This window comes from Bradyrhizobium sp. UFLA06-06, from assembly GCF_054820065.1.
In genome coordinates this window covers 19,310-34,786 of the sequence record NZ_JADFUD010000030.1, presented here as the reverse complement: position 1 = coordinate 34,786, position 15,477 = coordinate 19,310, and the positions used below count along the sequence as shown (strand labels likewise).

The 15,477-nt window shown below is 66.2% G+C and carries 10 protein-coding genes; all 10 read right to left on the bottom strand.

What is annotated here, in order from left to right; translation table 11 throughout:
* Positions 1 to 188: 188 nt before the first annotated feature.
* A complete protein-coding gene (locus IF803_RS24495; RefSeq protein ID WP_461193739.1) occupies positions 189 to 3,491 on the bottom strand; it encodes an acetyl-CoA carboxylase family protein in 3,303 nt (1,100 codons plus the stop codon).
* A 17-nt stretch (positions 3,492 to 3,508) separates the two neighbouring features.
* The gene (locus IF803_RS24490) at positions 3,509 to 4,393 is read right to left on the bottom strand and encodes an ABC transporter permease (protein ID WP_028343670.1); all 885 of its coding nucleotides are present in this window, start codon (positions 4,391 to 4,393) and stop codon (positions 3,509 to 3,511) included.
* Positions 4,390 to 5,346 carry an ABC transporter permease gene (locus tag IF803_RS24485; protein WP_461193738.1) on the bottom strand — a complete coding sequence of 319 codons (957 nt, stop codon included), beginning with the start codon at positions 5,344 to 5,346 and terminating at the stop codon, positions 4,390 to 4,392. Before IF803_RS24485 ends, IF803_RS24490 begins: the two co-directional genes overlap by 4 nt.
* Before the next feature lie 3 nt (positions 5,347 to 5,349).
* Positions 5,350 to 6,897, bottom strand: a complete 1,548-nt coding sequence (locus tag IF803_RS24480; RefSeq protein WP_461193737.1) for an ABC transporter substrate-binding protein — start codon at positions 6,895 to 6,897, stop codon at positions 5,350 to 5,352.
* Positions 6,898 to 7,114: 217 nt separating this feature from the next.
* The gene (locus tag IF803_RS24475) at positions 7,115 to 8,119 is read right to left on the bottom strand and encodes an ABC transporter ATP-binding protein (protein WP_461193735.1); all 1,005 of its coding nucleotides are present in this window, start codon (positions 8,117 to 8,119) and stop codon (positions 7,115 to 7,117) included.
* The gene (locus tag IF803_RS24470; RefSeq protein WP_461193734.1) at positions 8,116 to 9,192 is read right to left on the bottom strand and encodes an ABC transporter ATP-binding protein; all 1,077 of its coding nucleotides are present in this window, start codon (positions 9,190 to 9,192) and stop codon (positions 8,116 to 8,118) included. The genes IF803_RS24475 and IF803_RS24470 overlap by 4 nt, the downstream gene beginning before the upstream one ends.
* On the bottom strand, positions 9,192 to 11,615 hold the full coding sequence (locus IF803_RS24465; RefSeq protein WP_461193732.1) for a CaiB/BaiF CoA transferase family protein: 2,424 nt from the start codon (positions 11,613 to 11,615) through the stop codon (positions 9,192 to 9,194). The genes IF803_RS24470 and IF803_RS24465 overlap by 1 nt, the downstream gene beginning before the upstream one ends.
* 173 nt (positions 11,616 to 11,788) lie before the next feature.
* On the bottom strand, positions 11,789 to 13,231 hold the full coding sequence (locus tag IF803_RS24460; protein ID WP_461193730.1) for an amidohydrolase family protein: 1,443 nt from the start codon (positions 13,229 to 13,231) through the stop codon (positions 11,789 to 11,791).
* 397 nt (positions 13,232 to 13,628) lie between these two features.
* Positions 13,629 to 14,654, bottom strand: coding sequence for an ABC transporter substrate-binding protein (locus IF803_RS24455; RefSeq protein WP_253592345.1), 1,026 nt, complete (start codon positions 14,652 to 14,654; stop codon positions 13,629 to 13,631).
* Between the two features lie 44 nt (positions 14,655 to 14,698).
* Positions 14,699 to 15,475 carry an ABC transporter permease gene (locus IF803_RS24450; protein ID WP_461193729.1) on the bottom strand — a complete coding sequence of 259 codons (777 nt, stop codon included), beginning with the start codon at positions 15,473 to 15,475 and terminating at the stop codon, positions 14,699 to 14,701.
* Between the last annotated feature and the right edge of the window lie 2 nt (positions 15,476 to 15,477).

The following is a 15,477-nucleotide window of genomic DNA, read 5'->3' as shown; positions in this document are numbered from 1 at the left end:
ACGCGAGACGCCCGCCCACCCGCCGCCGTCGTCCCGGCGAAAGCCGGGACCCATAACCACAGGGTTGGGTTGTTGAAGGAGGCTATGGCCCCAGCACCGTGCAACAATGACCATCGGTGGTTATGGGTCCCGGCCTTCGCCGGGACGACACCGAGTTTGATGCACGATCTAACTCACCCTATGCCACCCTACCACGCATCGATGCAAGGCCGCTTGCGGTGGGTCCGCGGCTCGGGCTTCGGCACCGAGCGGAGGCCGGCCATGATCCAGTGCCGGGTGTCGGCGGGATCGATCACCTCGTCGATCTCGAGCACCGAGGCGATCGAGACCGCTTTGCCGTTGGCGTAGAGCTCGGCGACCTTGGTCTGGAAATACTTCTCGCGCTCGACCGGATCCTCGATCGCCTCCATCTCCTTGCGGAAGCCGAGCCGGACATAGCCTTCGAGACCCATGCCGCCGAACTCGCCGGTCGGCCACGCCACCGTGAAGAACGAGGCGTGGAAGCCGCCGCCGATCATCGACTGCGCGCCGAGACCGTAGCCCTTGCGCAGCACGACGCCGAACAGCGGCACCGTGATGCTCGCGCCGGTGACGAACATCCGCGCGACGTGGCGCACGATCGCGGTCTTCTCGGCCTCGGGCCCGACCATGAAGCCCGGCGTGTCGCAGAGCGAGACGATCGGGATGTCGAAGGCATCGCACAGCTGCATGAAGCGCGCGGCCTTGTCGCCGGCAGGTGCGTCGATCGCGCCGCCGAGATGCTTTGGATTGTTGGCGATCAGGCCGAACGGCTTTCCCTCGATGCGGATGAAGGCCGTGATCATGCCGACGCCGAAATCGCGCCGGATCTCCAGCACCGAGCCCTGGTCGGCGATCAGGTCGATGACGTTGCGGATATCGTAGACCCGCAGGCGATTCTCCGGGATCGCACGGCGCAGCAGCCGCTGGTCCGGCGCCTTCCAGTCCTGCACCGCGCCCTGGAAGTAGGACAGATATTTCTGCGCGACCGTGGTCGCCTCGGCCTCGTCCTCGACCAGGATGTCGATCACGCCGTTCGGCGACTGGAACGAGACCGGGCCGACCTCGGCCGGATGGTAGACGCCGAGCCCGCCGCCCTCGATCATCGCCGGACCGCCCATGCCGATCGACGCATTCCTGGTGGCGATGATGACGTCGCAAACGCCGAGCATCGCGGCATTGCCGGCGAAGCAATAGCCGGAGACCACGCCGACCACGGGCACCAGCCCAGAGAGTTTTGCGAACTGCACGAAGGACGGGCCGTCGAGGCCGGTCATGCCGAGCCGGTCAGTATCGCCGGGACGCCCGCCGCCGCCCTCGGCGTAAAACACCAGCGGCATGCGCCACTGCTCGGCGAGGCCGAGCATGCGGTCGATCTTCTTGTGGTTCATATGGCCCTGGGTGCCGGCGAGCACGGTATAGTCGTAGGAGATCACCATGCAGCGCGCGCCGTCGGCGCCGAAATCCCTGGCGTTGACGGTGGCGACGCCTGATATCAGGCCGTCGGCCGGCGTGTTCTTGATGAGATCCTCGACCTTGCGGCGGCGGCGCTGTGCCGCGATCGCCAGCGAGCCATATTCGACGAACGAGCCCTCATCGACCAGCTGCGCGATATTCTCGCGCGCGGTGCGCTGATTGGTCTTGCGGCGGCGCTCGACCGAGGCCGGACGATTCTCGTCCAGCGTGATCGCCTTGCGCGCGATCAGCTCGGCGAGATCAGGGCGGATGTGATCGAGGTCGATCGCGGCTTCTTCCGCCGCGTGATGGCCGTCGACCTCGGCAGGCTCAAAGAACAGGATCGGCTCGCCATGCATCAGGGTGATGCCGATGCCGCCCGCGATCCTGGTCACCCGGCCGCCATGCGGCGCCGTGACCAGATGCTCCATCTTCATCGATTCCAGCACCGCGATCTGCTGGCCGGGACGGACCAGATCACCCTCCGCGACCTCGATCGCCACGATGGTGCCCTGCAGCGGCGCGGGCACCGGGAGCGATCCCCCGGGCGGCGCCTCAGTCGCGACGGTCTTTGTCGCAGCCGCCTCGCTCACTTCGATCAATGGTGCGGCAAGATCCTGCGCCGCGCCGACCAGCGCCGCGACATGGGTATCGATGAAGTTGGTGCTGATCTTGTTCCTCCCAAAACTCTGATGCGCCAGGATCGCGCCGAGGAACGGGATGTTGGTGGCGACGCCGCCGATGCGGAATTCGCGCAAGGCGCGCGATACCTTGTGCACCACGTCGGTCCATTTTGGGCTCGGCGAATGCACGATGACTTTTGCCAGCAGCGAGTCGAACGCGGCAGAGGTCCGGTAGCCGGAATAGCCGAACGTATCGACGCGAACGCCGGGGCCGGACGGCAAGTCGAACACACTGAGCGTGCCGCCGGTCGGTTTCGTGATGCCCTTCTCGTCCATCACCTCCATGTTGACGCGAAGCTGCATCGCATAGCCGCGCGGCAGCGGCACGGTGGCCTGCGCCAGCCCAAGCGAAGCGAGCGTGGCGCCGGCCGCGACCGCGAGCTGCGAACGCACGAGGTCGACGCCAAGCACCTCCTCGGTAACGGTGTGCTCGACCTGGAGCCGCGGATTGGCCTCGATGAAAGCGAACGCCCCCTCGCTCTCCCCGGCTTCGTCATCGACCAGGAATTCGAAGGTGCCGAGATTGTCGTAGCGCGCGGCGGTCGCGAGCTGCTTCGCCGCCTCGATGATGCGCGCGCGCATTCCCTCACTCAGCGACGGGCTCGGCGCCACCTCGATGAGCTTCTGGTTGCGGCGCTGGATGGTGCATTCGCGTTCCCAGAGATGGCTGATGACGCCGTGACGGTCACCGATGATCTGCACCTCGATATGGCGGGCCTTGCGGATCAGCCGTTCGACATAGACGGCATCGCTGCCGAACGCCGCCTTGGCCTCCGACTGGCAGCGCGCATAGGCCTCGTCGAGCTTGGCGGCATCCTCGACCACCCGCATGCCGCGCCCGCCGCCGCCGGCGATCGCCTTGATCATCACGGCGGCGCCGGCGCCGAGCGAGGCGAAGAACGCCTTTGCCTCGTCGAGACCGGTCGCGCCCGAAGTGCCGGCAATGATCGGGACGCCGCATTTCTTCGCCAGCGCCTTTGCCTTGGCCTTGTCGCCGAACAGATCGAGCGCCTCCGGCGACGGGCCGACGAAGGTGATCCTTTCCTCGGCACAGCGCCGCGCGAGCTGCGTGTTCTCGCTGAGGAAGCCGTAGCCCGGATGCAGCGCATCGCAACCCGTGGCCTTGGCCGCCGCGATGACGGCCTCGATGTCGAGATAGGCCCGCGCCCCGCGGCCTGGAATCTCGTGGCTCGCGTCGGCGGATCGGACATGCAGCGAGGCGGCATCGTCGGCGGGATAGATCGCGACGGTCGCGATGCCGCTGTCGGCAGCGGCACGGGCAATCCGGATCGCGATCTCACCGCGGTTGGCAATCAGCAATTTCTTGAACGACATGACATCTTCACCAAAGATCAGCGATCCTTCATGGTCGGATCGAGCACGACACGCAAGGATTCTCCGAGCGCATTGAACGCCAGGGAGACGACGAGAATGGCAAGGCCCGGCGCATACATCTGCTCGGGTGCGATTTCCATGTATTGATAGGCGCGCGCCAGCATGGCGCCCCAGCTCGGGTCCGGCGGCTGAATGCCGAGGCCGAGGAACGACAGGCTGGCCTCGGCCAGCAGCGCGGCGGCGAGCAAGAGCGTCACCTGCACGATGACCGGCTGCAGCGTGTTCGGCAGCACGTGGCGCCACAGCACATGCCAGGTCGGCGCGCCGAAGCCGCGTGAGGCGTCGACATAGAGCTCCTGCCGCACGATCAACGTGCGGGCGCGGACGATGCGCGCCAGCGCCGGGAACATCGTGATGCCGACCGCGATCATGCCGTTGGTCAGCCCGATGCCGAGCGCGCCGGTGACCGCGATCGCCAGCACGATGGCGGGGAACGACAGGAAGGTGTCGATGATGCGGCTGATGATGTCGTCGATCCAGCCGCCGAAATAGCCGGCGATGAGGCCGACCGGCAGCCCGATCAGGACCGCGACGCCGACCGCAAGCAGGCTGGCATAGACGGTGGCCGGCGCGCCGTAGATCAAACGCGAGAAGATATCGCGGCCGAGATCGTCGGTACCGAGCAGATGGGCCGGCCCCGGCGGCGCCAGCATGTTGTTGACGTCCTGCGCGGTCGGCGCATAGGGCGCGATCCAGGGCGCACCGATCGCGACGACGACGAGCACCACGAGCACCAGGATCGACAGCGCGGCGCGGAGATCGCCGGCGAGCCAGCGCGCAAATCGGCGCAGCCGCGTCGGCCTCGCCGGTGCCTTCAGGGGAGCAAGCGCCACCTCGGTCATTGCTCGATCCTCGGATCGACCGCAGCACACAGCAAATCGGTGACCAGGTTCACCGCGATCACAACCACCACCATGGTGAAGACGACGCCCTGCACGATCGGGAAATCGCGCTGGATCGCGCCGCGCACGATCAGGCTGCCGAGGCCGGGAATCGCGAACACCGCCTCGATCACCACGGTCGCCGCCAGCATGCGGTTGACCAACAGGCTGATGATGGTGAGCAGATTAACGCCGACATTCTTGAGGCCGTGCTGCCAGAGGATGCGGGACATCGACAGCCCCTTGGCGTGCAGGGTGCGGACATATTGCGACGACAGCACCTCCAGCAGCGCGCCGCGCAGCTGGCGCGCGACCTCGGCCATGCCGTAAGCCGCGATCGCAATGCCGGGCAGCAGCGCATGCCGGATCGCATCAAGCGGCGAGGCGCTGAAGGATTTTGCGCCGGTCGCCGGCAGCCAGTTCAGCTTCAGCGAGAATTCCGCCACCAGGATCATCGCGAGCCAGAAGCCGGGCACCGCGACACCGAGCGACGCCAACATGCTGATCAGCTTGTCGATCCAGCCGTTCGGCTTGATCGCGGCCATCACGCCCATCGGGATGCCCGTGACCAGCGCCAGCGCCAGCGCGATCACGACGATCAGGAGCGTGTTCGGAAACGCGCGGCCGATCGAGTCCGCGACCTTCTCGCCGGTGAGCAACGATTGCGAGAGATCGCCCTGCGCGACATGGCCGAGCCAGGCCCCGTATTGCACCAGGAACGGGCGGTCGAGGCCGTAGATCTTCCTGATCTCGGTGATCCGCGCGTCGGTCGCGTTGTCGCCCGCCAGTGTCACGGCGATGTCGCCGGGCACCAGCTTGAGCAGCGCGAACACCATGAAGGTCGCGAGCAGGATCACGGGCAGCGCCTGCACGAGGCGGCTGCCGACGACCTTGACTGGTGACCGTCGCGCCATCGCCTAACTCCCGAGCCAGACGTCGTCGTATTTCGGCTTGCCGAGCAGGTTCGGCCGATAGCCCTGCACCTTCTTGTTCATCGCGACCAGCTCGAACTGGAACGCGAGCGGCACCACGAAGGCATTTTCCATCACCAGCCGCTGCACGGTGGAGAACGCCTTGCGCCTGACCTCGATATCCTCAGACGCACGCGATTCCTTGATCGCGGTCTCGAGCTCGCCCGGCACCGGCGCGCGGCCGGCATTGTAGTACGCGTCCTTGGTGAACATCAGCGAGTAAGTCAGGCTCGGGTCGGGCCGCCCGGTCCAGGCCGAGAGCAGGCCGGCGCCCTTCTTCTCCGCGCCGAAGAAGGCCGCGGAAGCTTCCGCGATCGGGGCGTTGACGAACCGCACGCCGATGCCGGCCTTGCGCAGCTGCTCGATCAGGATCTCCTGACGCTGCACAGAATCCTGGTCCGGATAGCCGCCGAGCTCGATCTGGGTACCCTCCTTGAAGCCGGCCTCGGCGAGCAGCTTGCGCGCTCGGTCGGGATCATAGGGATAGAGCTTCGCGACCTCGGCATCATAGGCCCAATGCGCCTTCGGCAGATTCATGTAGGCGGGCTCCGCAAGACCTGCGAGCGCGGCCTTGACGAAGGACTCGCGATCGATCGCGAAGTTGAGCGCCTGGCGGACCTTGAGATTGTCGAACGGCGGCTTGGCCCAGTTGAGGAAGATCTGAAGCACGTAGAGCGTCGGGCCATGCACCACCTTGACGCTCGAGGCGCGCTCGATGATCACCTTCTGCCGCGGCGGCAGCTGGTAGATCAGATCGTTCTGCCCGGCCGTGACCGAGCGGGCGCCGGTGGTGAGCTCGGGAATGATCGAGATCTCGATGGCGTCGGGAAGCGGCCGCTCCGGCTTCCAGTATTTCTCGTTGCGCTTGACCACGATCTTCTCGCCGTCGGCCCAGCTGACGAACGAATAGGCGCCGGCGCCGACCGGCTTGCGCGTCACGACGCCACCCTCGGCCGCCTTCAGCGCCGTCGGCGACACCATCATGCCGGCGCGATCGGAGAGAATGCCGGGCAGCGCGGTATCGGGTGTCTTCAGCTTCAACGTCACCTGCTGCGGGCCAGTGACCTCGACCGCGGCGACCGAGAGCAAATCGGCCTTGATGTTCGACTTCGCATCGCTGCGGTTGCGCTCGAGATTGAACTTGACGGCTTCCGCATCGAGCGGCGTGCCGTCATGGAAGGTGACGCCGGCGCGAATGTTGAGCACCAGCGTGGTGGGATCGGTGAACTTCCAGCTTTCGGCAAGGCCGGGCCTCGGCTTCAGCGTGTCGAATTCCCATTCGGTCAGCGTGTCGTACATCGTGAACAGGAAGGCGTGGTCGGAGCCGGCGCCGCCGGTCGCGGGATCGAGGCTCGACGGGTTGGCCGGCGCCGAGATGCGCAGGGTGCCGCCCTTCTTCGGCGCGCCTTCCGCAAACGCACGGCCGCCGAGTGTGGTGCTGGCGAGTGCGCCCGAGATCAGCGCCATAACCTCGCGTCGTGTCGTCATCGTCATGGCAGGTCCTCCATTATCCCAGGGCGTCAATTTGAATCGGCTTAGCGGCAGACTGGCTGCACCTCTCCCGCTTGCGGGGGAGGTCGGATCGCATCATAGATGCGATCCGGGTGGGGGCTCTCTCCACGATGTAACTCGTGGAGAGAGCCCTCCCCCGCAAGCGGGAGAGGGAGTGCAGTTCCTTCGGGGTCGCTATTCGAACTGATCTCATCGCGCGCTAACTCGGCGAAAAATTGGGGCGGTCGGCGAAATGGCAGGCCACCCAGTGATCGGGCTTCAGCTCGCGCCACTCCGGCACGCGGTCGGTGCAGAGCGGCTGCGCGTGCGGGCAGCGGGTGCGGAAGCGGCAGCCCGAGGGTGGATCGATCGGGCTCGGCACCTCGCCCTGCAAGACGATGCGGCTCTCCTGCCGCATCGTGGACGGCAACGGCCGCGGCTCGGCCGACAGCAGCGCGATCGTGTAGGGATGCAGCGGCCGCTCGGCGACCTCCTCGGTCGGCCCGAGCTCGACGAACTGGCCGAGATACATCACCGCAACGCGCTCGCTGATATGCGAAACTACCGCGAGATCGTGGGTGATGAAGACATAGGTCAGTCCGAGATCGCGCTGCAGATCGGCAAACAGATTGAGCACGTCGCCGCGAATCGACATGTCGAGCGCGGCCACCACCTCGTCGCAGACGATCAGTTTGGGTTTGAGCGTCAGCGCGCGGGCGATCACGACGCGCTGCTTCTGGCCGCCGGACAGCTGATGCGGATAGCGCGCGCCGAACTCCTGCGGCAGGCCGACGCGCTCCAGCGCCTCCCGCGCCTGCCGCTCGCGCTCGGCACGGCTGCCGACGCGGGCGAGCTCCAGCGGCTCCAGCACCGAGGCCAGAATGGTCATGCGCGGATTCAGCGCGGCGTTCGGGTCCTGGAAGATGATCTGGTAGTCGCGGCGATGGTTTTGAAACTCCCGGCGTGGCAGTGCCGTTGGATCGATGCCGTCATGCAGGATGGCGCCGGCGCTGGGATTGAGCAGGAACACCAGCGCGCGGCCGATCGTGGTCTTGCCCGAGCCGGACTCCCCGATGATGCCGAAGGTCTCGCCGCGGCGGACGTCGAAATTGACACCGTCGACCGCCTTCACGGTGGCGCGGCGGTCCGAGGTCTGGAAGCGGACCTGGAGGTCGCGCACCGAGACGATGGCATCGCGGCGGGGCTCGGCACCGGCTGTGGTCATTGCGTCGCGACCTTTGCAGCAGCCGGCGCGCCGGGCGGATGCAGCGCACCCGGCAGATTGAGCTCGGCAAAGCGCCAGCAGCGCACTCTTCTGCCGCCGCCGGCGTCCTGCAGCTTCTGCTCGGCCTCGCAACCCTTGGCCGCATGCGCGCAGCGGGCCCGGAAGCGGCAGCCGTTCGGCATCTCCGCGATCGACGGCACCCGGCCCGAGATCGACGGCAACCGGCCGTGGCGCGGGCTCAAATGCGGCAGCGAGCGTAACAGTCCCGACGTGTAGGGATGCAGCGGCCGCACCAGCGCCTCGTCGACGGTGGCGTCCTCGATCACCTCGCCGGCATACATCGTGATCATCCGCGTGCAGGTCTCGGCGACGACGCCGAGATCGTGGGTGATCAGCATCAGCGCGGTCTTCGAGGTCTCGCTGATGTCGCGCAGCAGCTCGAGGATCTGCGCCTGCACGGTGACGTCGAGCGCAGTGGTCGGCTCGTCCGCGATCAGAAGCTGCGGACCGCAGATCAAACTCGCGGCGATCATCACGCGCTGGCGCATGCCGCCGGAGAGCTGGTGCGGATAGTCGTCGATCCGCCGCTCGGGCGAGGCGATGCCGACGCGGCGAAGCATCTCCAGCGTTTTGGCGCGCGCCTCCTCATGGGAAACGTCGGTATGGACGCGCAGCGTCTCGGCGATCTGGTGGCCGACGGTGAAGACCGGATCGAGCGCGCTCATCGGCTCCTGGAAGATCATCGCGATGCGCTTGCCCCGGATCGCGCGCATCTGCCGCGCGCTGCAGGAGGCGAGATCGACGCCGTCGAACAGGATCTTGCCGTCGAGGCCGGCAAAATTGCCCGGCAACAGCCGCAGGATCGACAGCCCGGTGATGGTCTTGCCGCAGCCGCTCTCGCCGACGATGCCGACGCGCTCGCCGGGCGCGATGTCGAAATCGATCCGTCGCGTCGCCTGCCAGACGCCCTGCGCGGTCTTGAAGCGGATACCGAGCCCGCGCACGGACAGCAGCGGCCGCGCGGCCTCGCGCGCGCCCTCCGCCCTGCGCTGTGCCGGCTGACCTGCCTCCATCAGCCCGCCGCCCGCTTCTTCTCTTTCACCAGCTGCTCCTCCATCAGCATCTCGGTGCCGATGATGCCCTCGCGGGTGAGCTCGTCGAGCTCGGCGTCGGAGAGCCCGAGCATGCCGCCAAGAATCGCGCGGTTATGCTCGCCGAGGGTCGGCGGCACCGAGCGAATCGCGAACGGCGCATCGCTGTCGCGAAACGGCATCGACGGCTGCGGATGTCGCCCGATGAACGCACGGTCGACCTGCTGGATGAAGCCGCGGGCGTGGAGCTGCGGATCCTCCAGGAGATCGATCGGCAGCCGCGCCACGCCGGAGGCAACGCCGGCAGATTGCAGCGCGGTCATCGCCGCATCGGCATCGCGAGCCGCGGTCCAGGCCGTGATCGCAGCCTCGATCTCGGCCTCGATGGCGCGGCGGCCCGCGGCGGTCTTGAGCGTCTCGTCCGCCGCCCAGTCCTCGCGGCCGAGCAGCCGCGCGAGCTTTGGCCACATCGCGTCGTCGGACACCGCGACGACGATCCAGTTGTCCTCTCCGGCGCAGCGAAAGCAGCCGTGCGGCACGAAATCGGGATGGCGGTTGCCGTATTTGGTCGGCGGCTTGCCACTGGTCGAATGCGCGACGATCCAGGGCGCGGCGAACGGCATCATGCATTCGATCTGCGCCAGATCGATGAACTGCCCCTGCCCCGTCAGTTTGGCGTGGATCAGCGCGGTCAGCACCGCGGCGGCGCCGTTGAGCCCGCCGACGGCGTCGCCGAACGCGGTATGGCTCATGACGGGCGGACCATCGGGATCGCCGACAACACTGGGCAGACCGGAGCCCTGCTCCAGGGTCGAGCCATAGGCGCGGCAGTCGCGATGCACGCTGCCGGCGCCGAACGCCGACATCGACATCATCACCAGCTTTGGATTGATCTTGCTCAGCACGTCGTAGCCGAGGCCGAGCTTGGGCAGCACCTCGACCGAATAATTGTCGACCACGAGGTCGGCATCGGCGAGCAGGCGCTTGGCCAATTCAAGCCCCCTCGGCCGGGTCAGATCGAGCGTGATGCCAAGCTTGTTGCGGTTCATGATGCAGTAGCGCACCGACTTCTCGTACATCTGCTCCAGCACATAGGCCGGACGGCGGTCGACGCCGCGCCACCAGTCCGGATACTGGGTCGCCTCGATCTTGATGACGTCGGCGCCGAGATCGGCGAGCGTGCGGGTGCAGATCGGCCCGGCCCAGCCCATCGAAAAGTCGACGACACGGATGCCCTCGAGCGGCAAGCGATCGGTTGCAGCGGGCTTGGGCACCGGCACGCGCGACGCAGCCTCGCGCGTCGCCTGCTGCTCGCCGAGATCGGGCACAAGGCCGCCGCGCAGCGGCGGCGTTGCGGTCAGCCGCTGCATCGTGCCGGCGGAAAAGCCGGTCTCGTCACCGATGGTGATCGGGACGATAGCGCCACGCGCACGCTTCTCCTCATCGGCGATGAGATCCGCTACCTCCGGCACCGGCACGATCGGAATCCTGCGCTTGAGCCCTTCCGCGAACCACTCCTGCGCGGTGCGCTGCTTCAGCTTCGGCAAGATCCTGGCTTCGATCTCGGCGACATGGCGCAGCCGGTCGACACCCATGACCAGCGTCGGATCGTCGCGCAACTCGTCGAGCCCCAGCATCTCGCAGAACGCGCGCCATTGCGCCGGGGTCACCGTGGTGACGCCGAGCCAGCCCTGCTTCGTCTCGTAGATTCCAACCGGAAAGGTCGGCCAGAACCGGTTGACGCCGATCCGCCGCATGATGTCGCCGCGCTGGAACGCCTCGAACATGATGTACTCGGTAACGGCGATAGAGGCCTCGAACAGGCTGAGATGGTTTGCGCGGCCGCGCCCGTCCTGCATGCGCCCGAGCACCGACGATGCGGCGGCGATGAAACCCCACAGCCCGCCCAGGATCCCGATCTGGAAATCCGGCGCATGCATCGGCGGCCCCTGCTCCGGACCGACCAGCTTCACCAGCCCGGTCAGCGCGCGGATCGTGGAGTCCGTCGCCGCGAAATTGGCGTAGGGACCGCGATCGCCGAACCAGGCGAGGTCGAGATGAATGAGGCCAGGATGATCCCGCTTGATCGCGTCGAGATCAATCTCGGGACAATCCGCCGCAGCGATACCGCGCCCGTCGAGCAGGATGTCGCAGCCGGTGATCAGCTCGCGCAGGCGCGAGACGTCGCGCTTGTCGAGGACGACACTCGATTTGTTGAAGTTGAGAAACGCGAACCACGCGCTCTGCCCTTTGGGCGTCAGCGGCGCAGCGCGGCGAAGCGGATCGCCGTCCGGCGGCTCGACCTTCTGCACATCGGCGCCGAAATCGGCAAACAGCCGCGCGCAATAGCCCGTCGCCGCAGCACTTCCGATCTCGACAATCCGCAGATGCGACAACGCGCCCATCACGCTTCCTCGCGACAAAATGACCAGCCGGTGACAGCGGCTGATTCAGTTTCTTGTTGGGTGAACTTGAAGCCGCGCGACGAGTGTGATGCAAGTGGAATTTTCTTCCGCTTGACGGAATTAGCGAGCATATGACCGAAGCTGCTGCTCAGCGCGAAGCGAAGATTGTGCAGCTAATTGCAGGTGAGCTGCGCTTCGAACCAGTGTTGCACTGAGTTCGACAATCGCGGCCATGCGCGCAAGACATGCGCGTATGAGGCAGCGCTCGCGCGGGTGATGCCGCGCAGTTCCTGCTCAATGGCGGGAAGGTCAACACCGAGGCACCGGCCGGCCCTGGCGACGGTGCGACCATCGACCACAAGCTCAGAGATCAGCGACGCATTGCCGCGTGCGAACAGCAGGTCGAGCGGATCCGCATCGAGAATCTGATCGCGCTCGAGGCGGTCGAGATCGATGCCGACGAAATCAGCCGGCGCACCGACCGCGAGCTCGCCCGTGCCCGGCGCGCCGGTGGCGCGGCGGCCGTTGCGGATCGCAAGCGCTAGAAATTCCCGCGGCGTCCAGTTGCGCTTGAAGCCGAGGCCGCCGTGCATCATCTGCACCAGCCGCATCTCGCGCAGCACGTCGTCATCCTCATCGAGCGCCAGGCCATCGACGCCGACGGCAATCCCGCAGCCGCAGCTATGCGCAGCCGCGATTGGCGCCAACCCGGACCGCAGGTGCAGGTTCGAGGAGAAATTGGTGACAATGCGCGCGCCCGACGCCGCGATCATCTCGAGCTCGTCGGGCCGAGCGTGGATACAATGCGCGAGCGTCAGCCGCTCCGAGAGGAAGCCGATGTCGCGGAGATAGCGGACGATGCCGCCTGGAAAATGCCGGTCGGCCCAGGCGCGCTGGTAGATCGTCTCGAGCAGATGCATGTGAATGCGGCGGCCGGTCTGCGCAGAGTTCTCCGCAACGGCCTCCAGCAGCGGCTTCGAGCACCACTGCACCCCGGCCGGCCCAAGCTGCACATCAATCTTCGGCCCGCCGATCGCCGCCGCGATGGCGTCGGTCAGCTCGATATACGCTTTTGGCGACATCGGGGCGCGCACGAAGAGATCCTCGATCATCTTGCGGTCGCCGGCCGGAAGGTCTGACAGCACCGGTTCGCTGTCGCCATAGACGATCGGGTTCTGGTCGCGCACCGCGATGGCAAAGGCGATGCGGATGCCGACATCGCCGGCGGCGCGCGCGATTGCCTTGGCCTCCTCGACCAGCGGCATGGTCCCGCTCGGCCTTGTGTAATGCACCATCATCGCCGCGCAGTCGGCCTGCGCTGCGCGGGCAAACGCCGAAGCCGCGGAGAGATAGGGATCGACCGGCGTGCCGACCACCGTGCGCAGGATCCAGCTCTCCAGCGGCATGCCGACCGCGCCGAAGCTCGACGCGCGCGGGCGCGCGTGGTCGTGGGCGTTGATGAAGGCGGGAAGGATGAGCGAGCGCGGGGCTGTCGCCGGGCCCGTGGCTTCGGAGATATCGGTGATGATGCCGTCGGCGTGACGGAGCACGACGTCGTTGCGGATGCCGTGGTCAGCACCGCAGAACAGACGGGTTGCCGTGACGTTGGTCATCATCGCCTGTCATCTCCGCTTGCGTAACTTCACCTCTCCCGCTCGCGGGGGAGGTCGGATCGCATCGGAGATGCGATCCGGGTGGGGGCTCTCTCCACACATGACTCGCGGAGAGAGCCCCCACCCCGGCCCTCCCCCGCAAGCGCAGGGCTATCGCATATGCTACTTGGCGACCGCGCAAGTGCTTGGCCTCGTGGTTCGAGACGCGCCGCAAGCGGCGCTCCTCACCATGAGGGTCTACTATTGTGCCGCAAAAACAAGACCTCATCCTGAGGAGCCCGCCGGAGGCGGGCGTCTCGAAGGATGGCCGCGAGGGCACCGCCACGAAAAGCGATAGCCCTCCCCCGCAAGCGGGAGAGGGAGAGCACTGCTGATGCGGCGGGAACTTGGCGTCGCTCAATCAATTCGCCGTATACACCAGTTCCCGCTCGGCACGCGGCGGCAGGAATTCCCGCGAAAACACTTCGGCCGGGGCCGGCGTGCGGGCGAGCTGGTAGCCTTCGACGATGAAGCCGATGGCGCGCGCCATGCGGTCGTCCCTGACGTCGCCGATGCCGATGTCCTTCATCTCCGGCGAGACGATCAGCTTCTCGAACGAATATTGCAGCCGGCGCTTCTCGACATCGACATTGATCAGATTGTCATAGTTCAGCGCCGCCTTCATGGCCGCGTTCTGATCCTTGGCGACCGCGATCGCGCCCTTGTTGATGGCGCGGACGAGTCCGGCCACCGCCTTCGGATTCGACGCGATCAGCTTGCGCGAGACCATCACGCCGTTGGAATAGAGGTCGAGCCCGTAATCGCCGAACGAGAACCATTTGAAGTCCTTGTCGGGGTCCTGGCGGTTCAGCACCAGGTTGAAATAGCTCGTGATGTTGAACACCAGCGCGGCGTCGATGTCGCCCTTGATCAGCATCGGCTCCTGCAGGTTCGGCGCCATGTTGGAGACCTTGATCTTCTCGCCATCGAGCCCGTTCTTGTGCACGAACACCGGCAATAGCCGCGTGGTCGGCGTGCCCTGCGCGCCGCCGAGCGTGTGGCCCTCGAAATCCTTGATCGTCTTGATGCCGCTCGAGTTCTTGGCGACGATCGCGAATGGCGGCTGGTTCCACATCATGTAGACCATGACGGGCGCATCCTGCGGCTTGGTTGCGGCGTTCTGGATGATCGCGTTGACGTCGCCGAAGCCGGCGTCATAGGCGCCCGACATGATGCGCGTCACGGTCGCGCCGGAGCCCTCGCCCTGATCGATCACGACGTTGAGGCCCTCTTCCTTGAAGTAACCGTTGTCCTTGGCGTAGAAGAACGCGGCGTCCGAGCCCTGCGTCTTCCAGCCCAGCGTGAACTTGATGGTGGTGTCCTCGGCGCGCGCGGGACCGGCGATCAGGGCCAATCCCAACAGCGCGGCGCTTACTTTTCTCAGCATCGAGATCTCCTTAAGCTTCATTGCTTGACGGTCGACGAAATGTCTCAAGTGGCGACGACATTGTCCTTGCGCGTCGCCCAGCCGGTGACCTGGCCCTCGATCAGCGAGAACAGGACGTAGAGCGCGACGCCGAGACCGGCGAGCACGAACAGCCCGGCGAACACCAGCGGCACGTTGAAATTGGAGGACGCCGTCATCATGACGTTGCCGATGCCGCGGTTCGAGGCCACGGTTTCCGACAACACGGCGCCGACAAAGGCGTAGGAGACCGCGACCTTCAGCGAGGCGAAGAAGAACGGCATCGTGCGCGGCAGCCCGACATTCCACAGGATGTCGAACTTGCTGGCGCCGAGCGCCTTCAGCACGTCCTCGAGCTCGGGCTCGGTGGTGGCAAGGCCGGTGGCGATGTTGACGACGATCGGGAAGAAGCAGATCGACAGCGAGGTCAACACCGCCGGCACGGTGCCGGAGCCGAACCACAGCACGAAGATCGGCACCACGGCGACCTTCGGGATCGACGAGAAGCCGACCAGCAGCGGATAACAGGTGTCGTAGGCGGTTTTTGACACCCCGATCACGGCACCGAGCGCGACGCCGAGCGCCACGCCGAACACGAAGCCGATCATGGTGGTGACCAGGGTCTGCACGATGTGCGGCCACAGGATCGGGAATTTCTCGAACAGCGTGATGAAGATCTGCGACGGCCGCGGCAACACGAGGTCCGACATCCCCGTCATCAGGCAGAACAGCTCCCAGGCGACGAAAAACAGCACGATCAGGGCGGCGGACCAGGCCTTCTGCCTGATGTCTGACACGGACATGG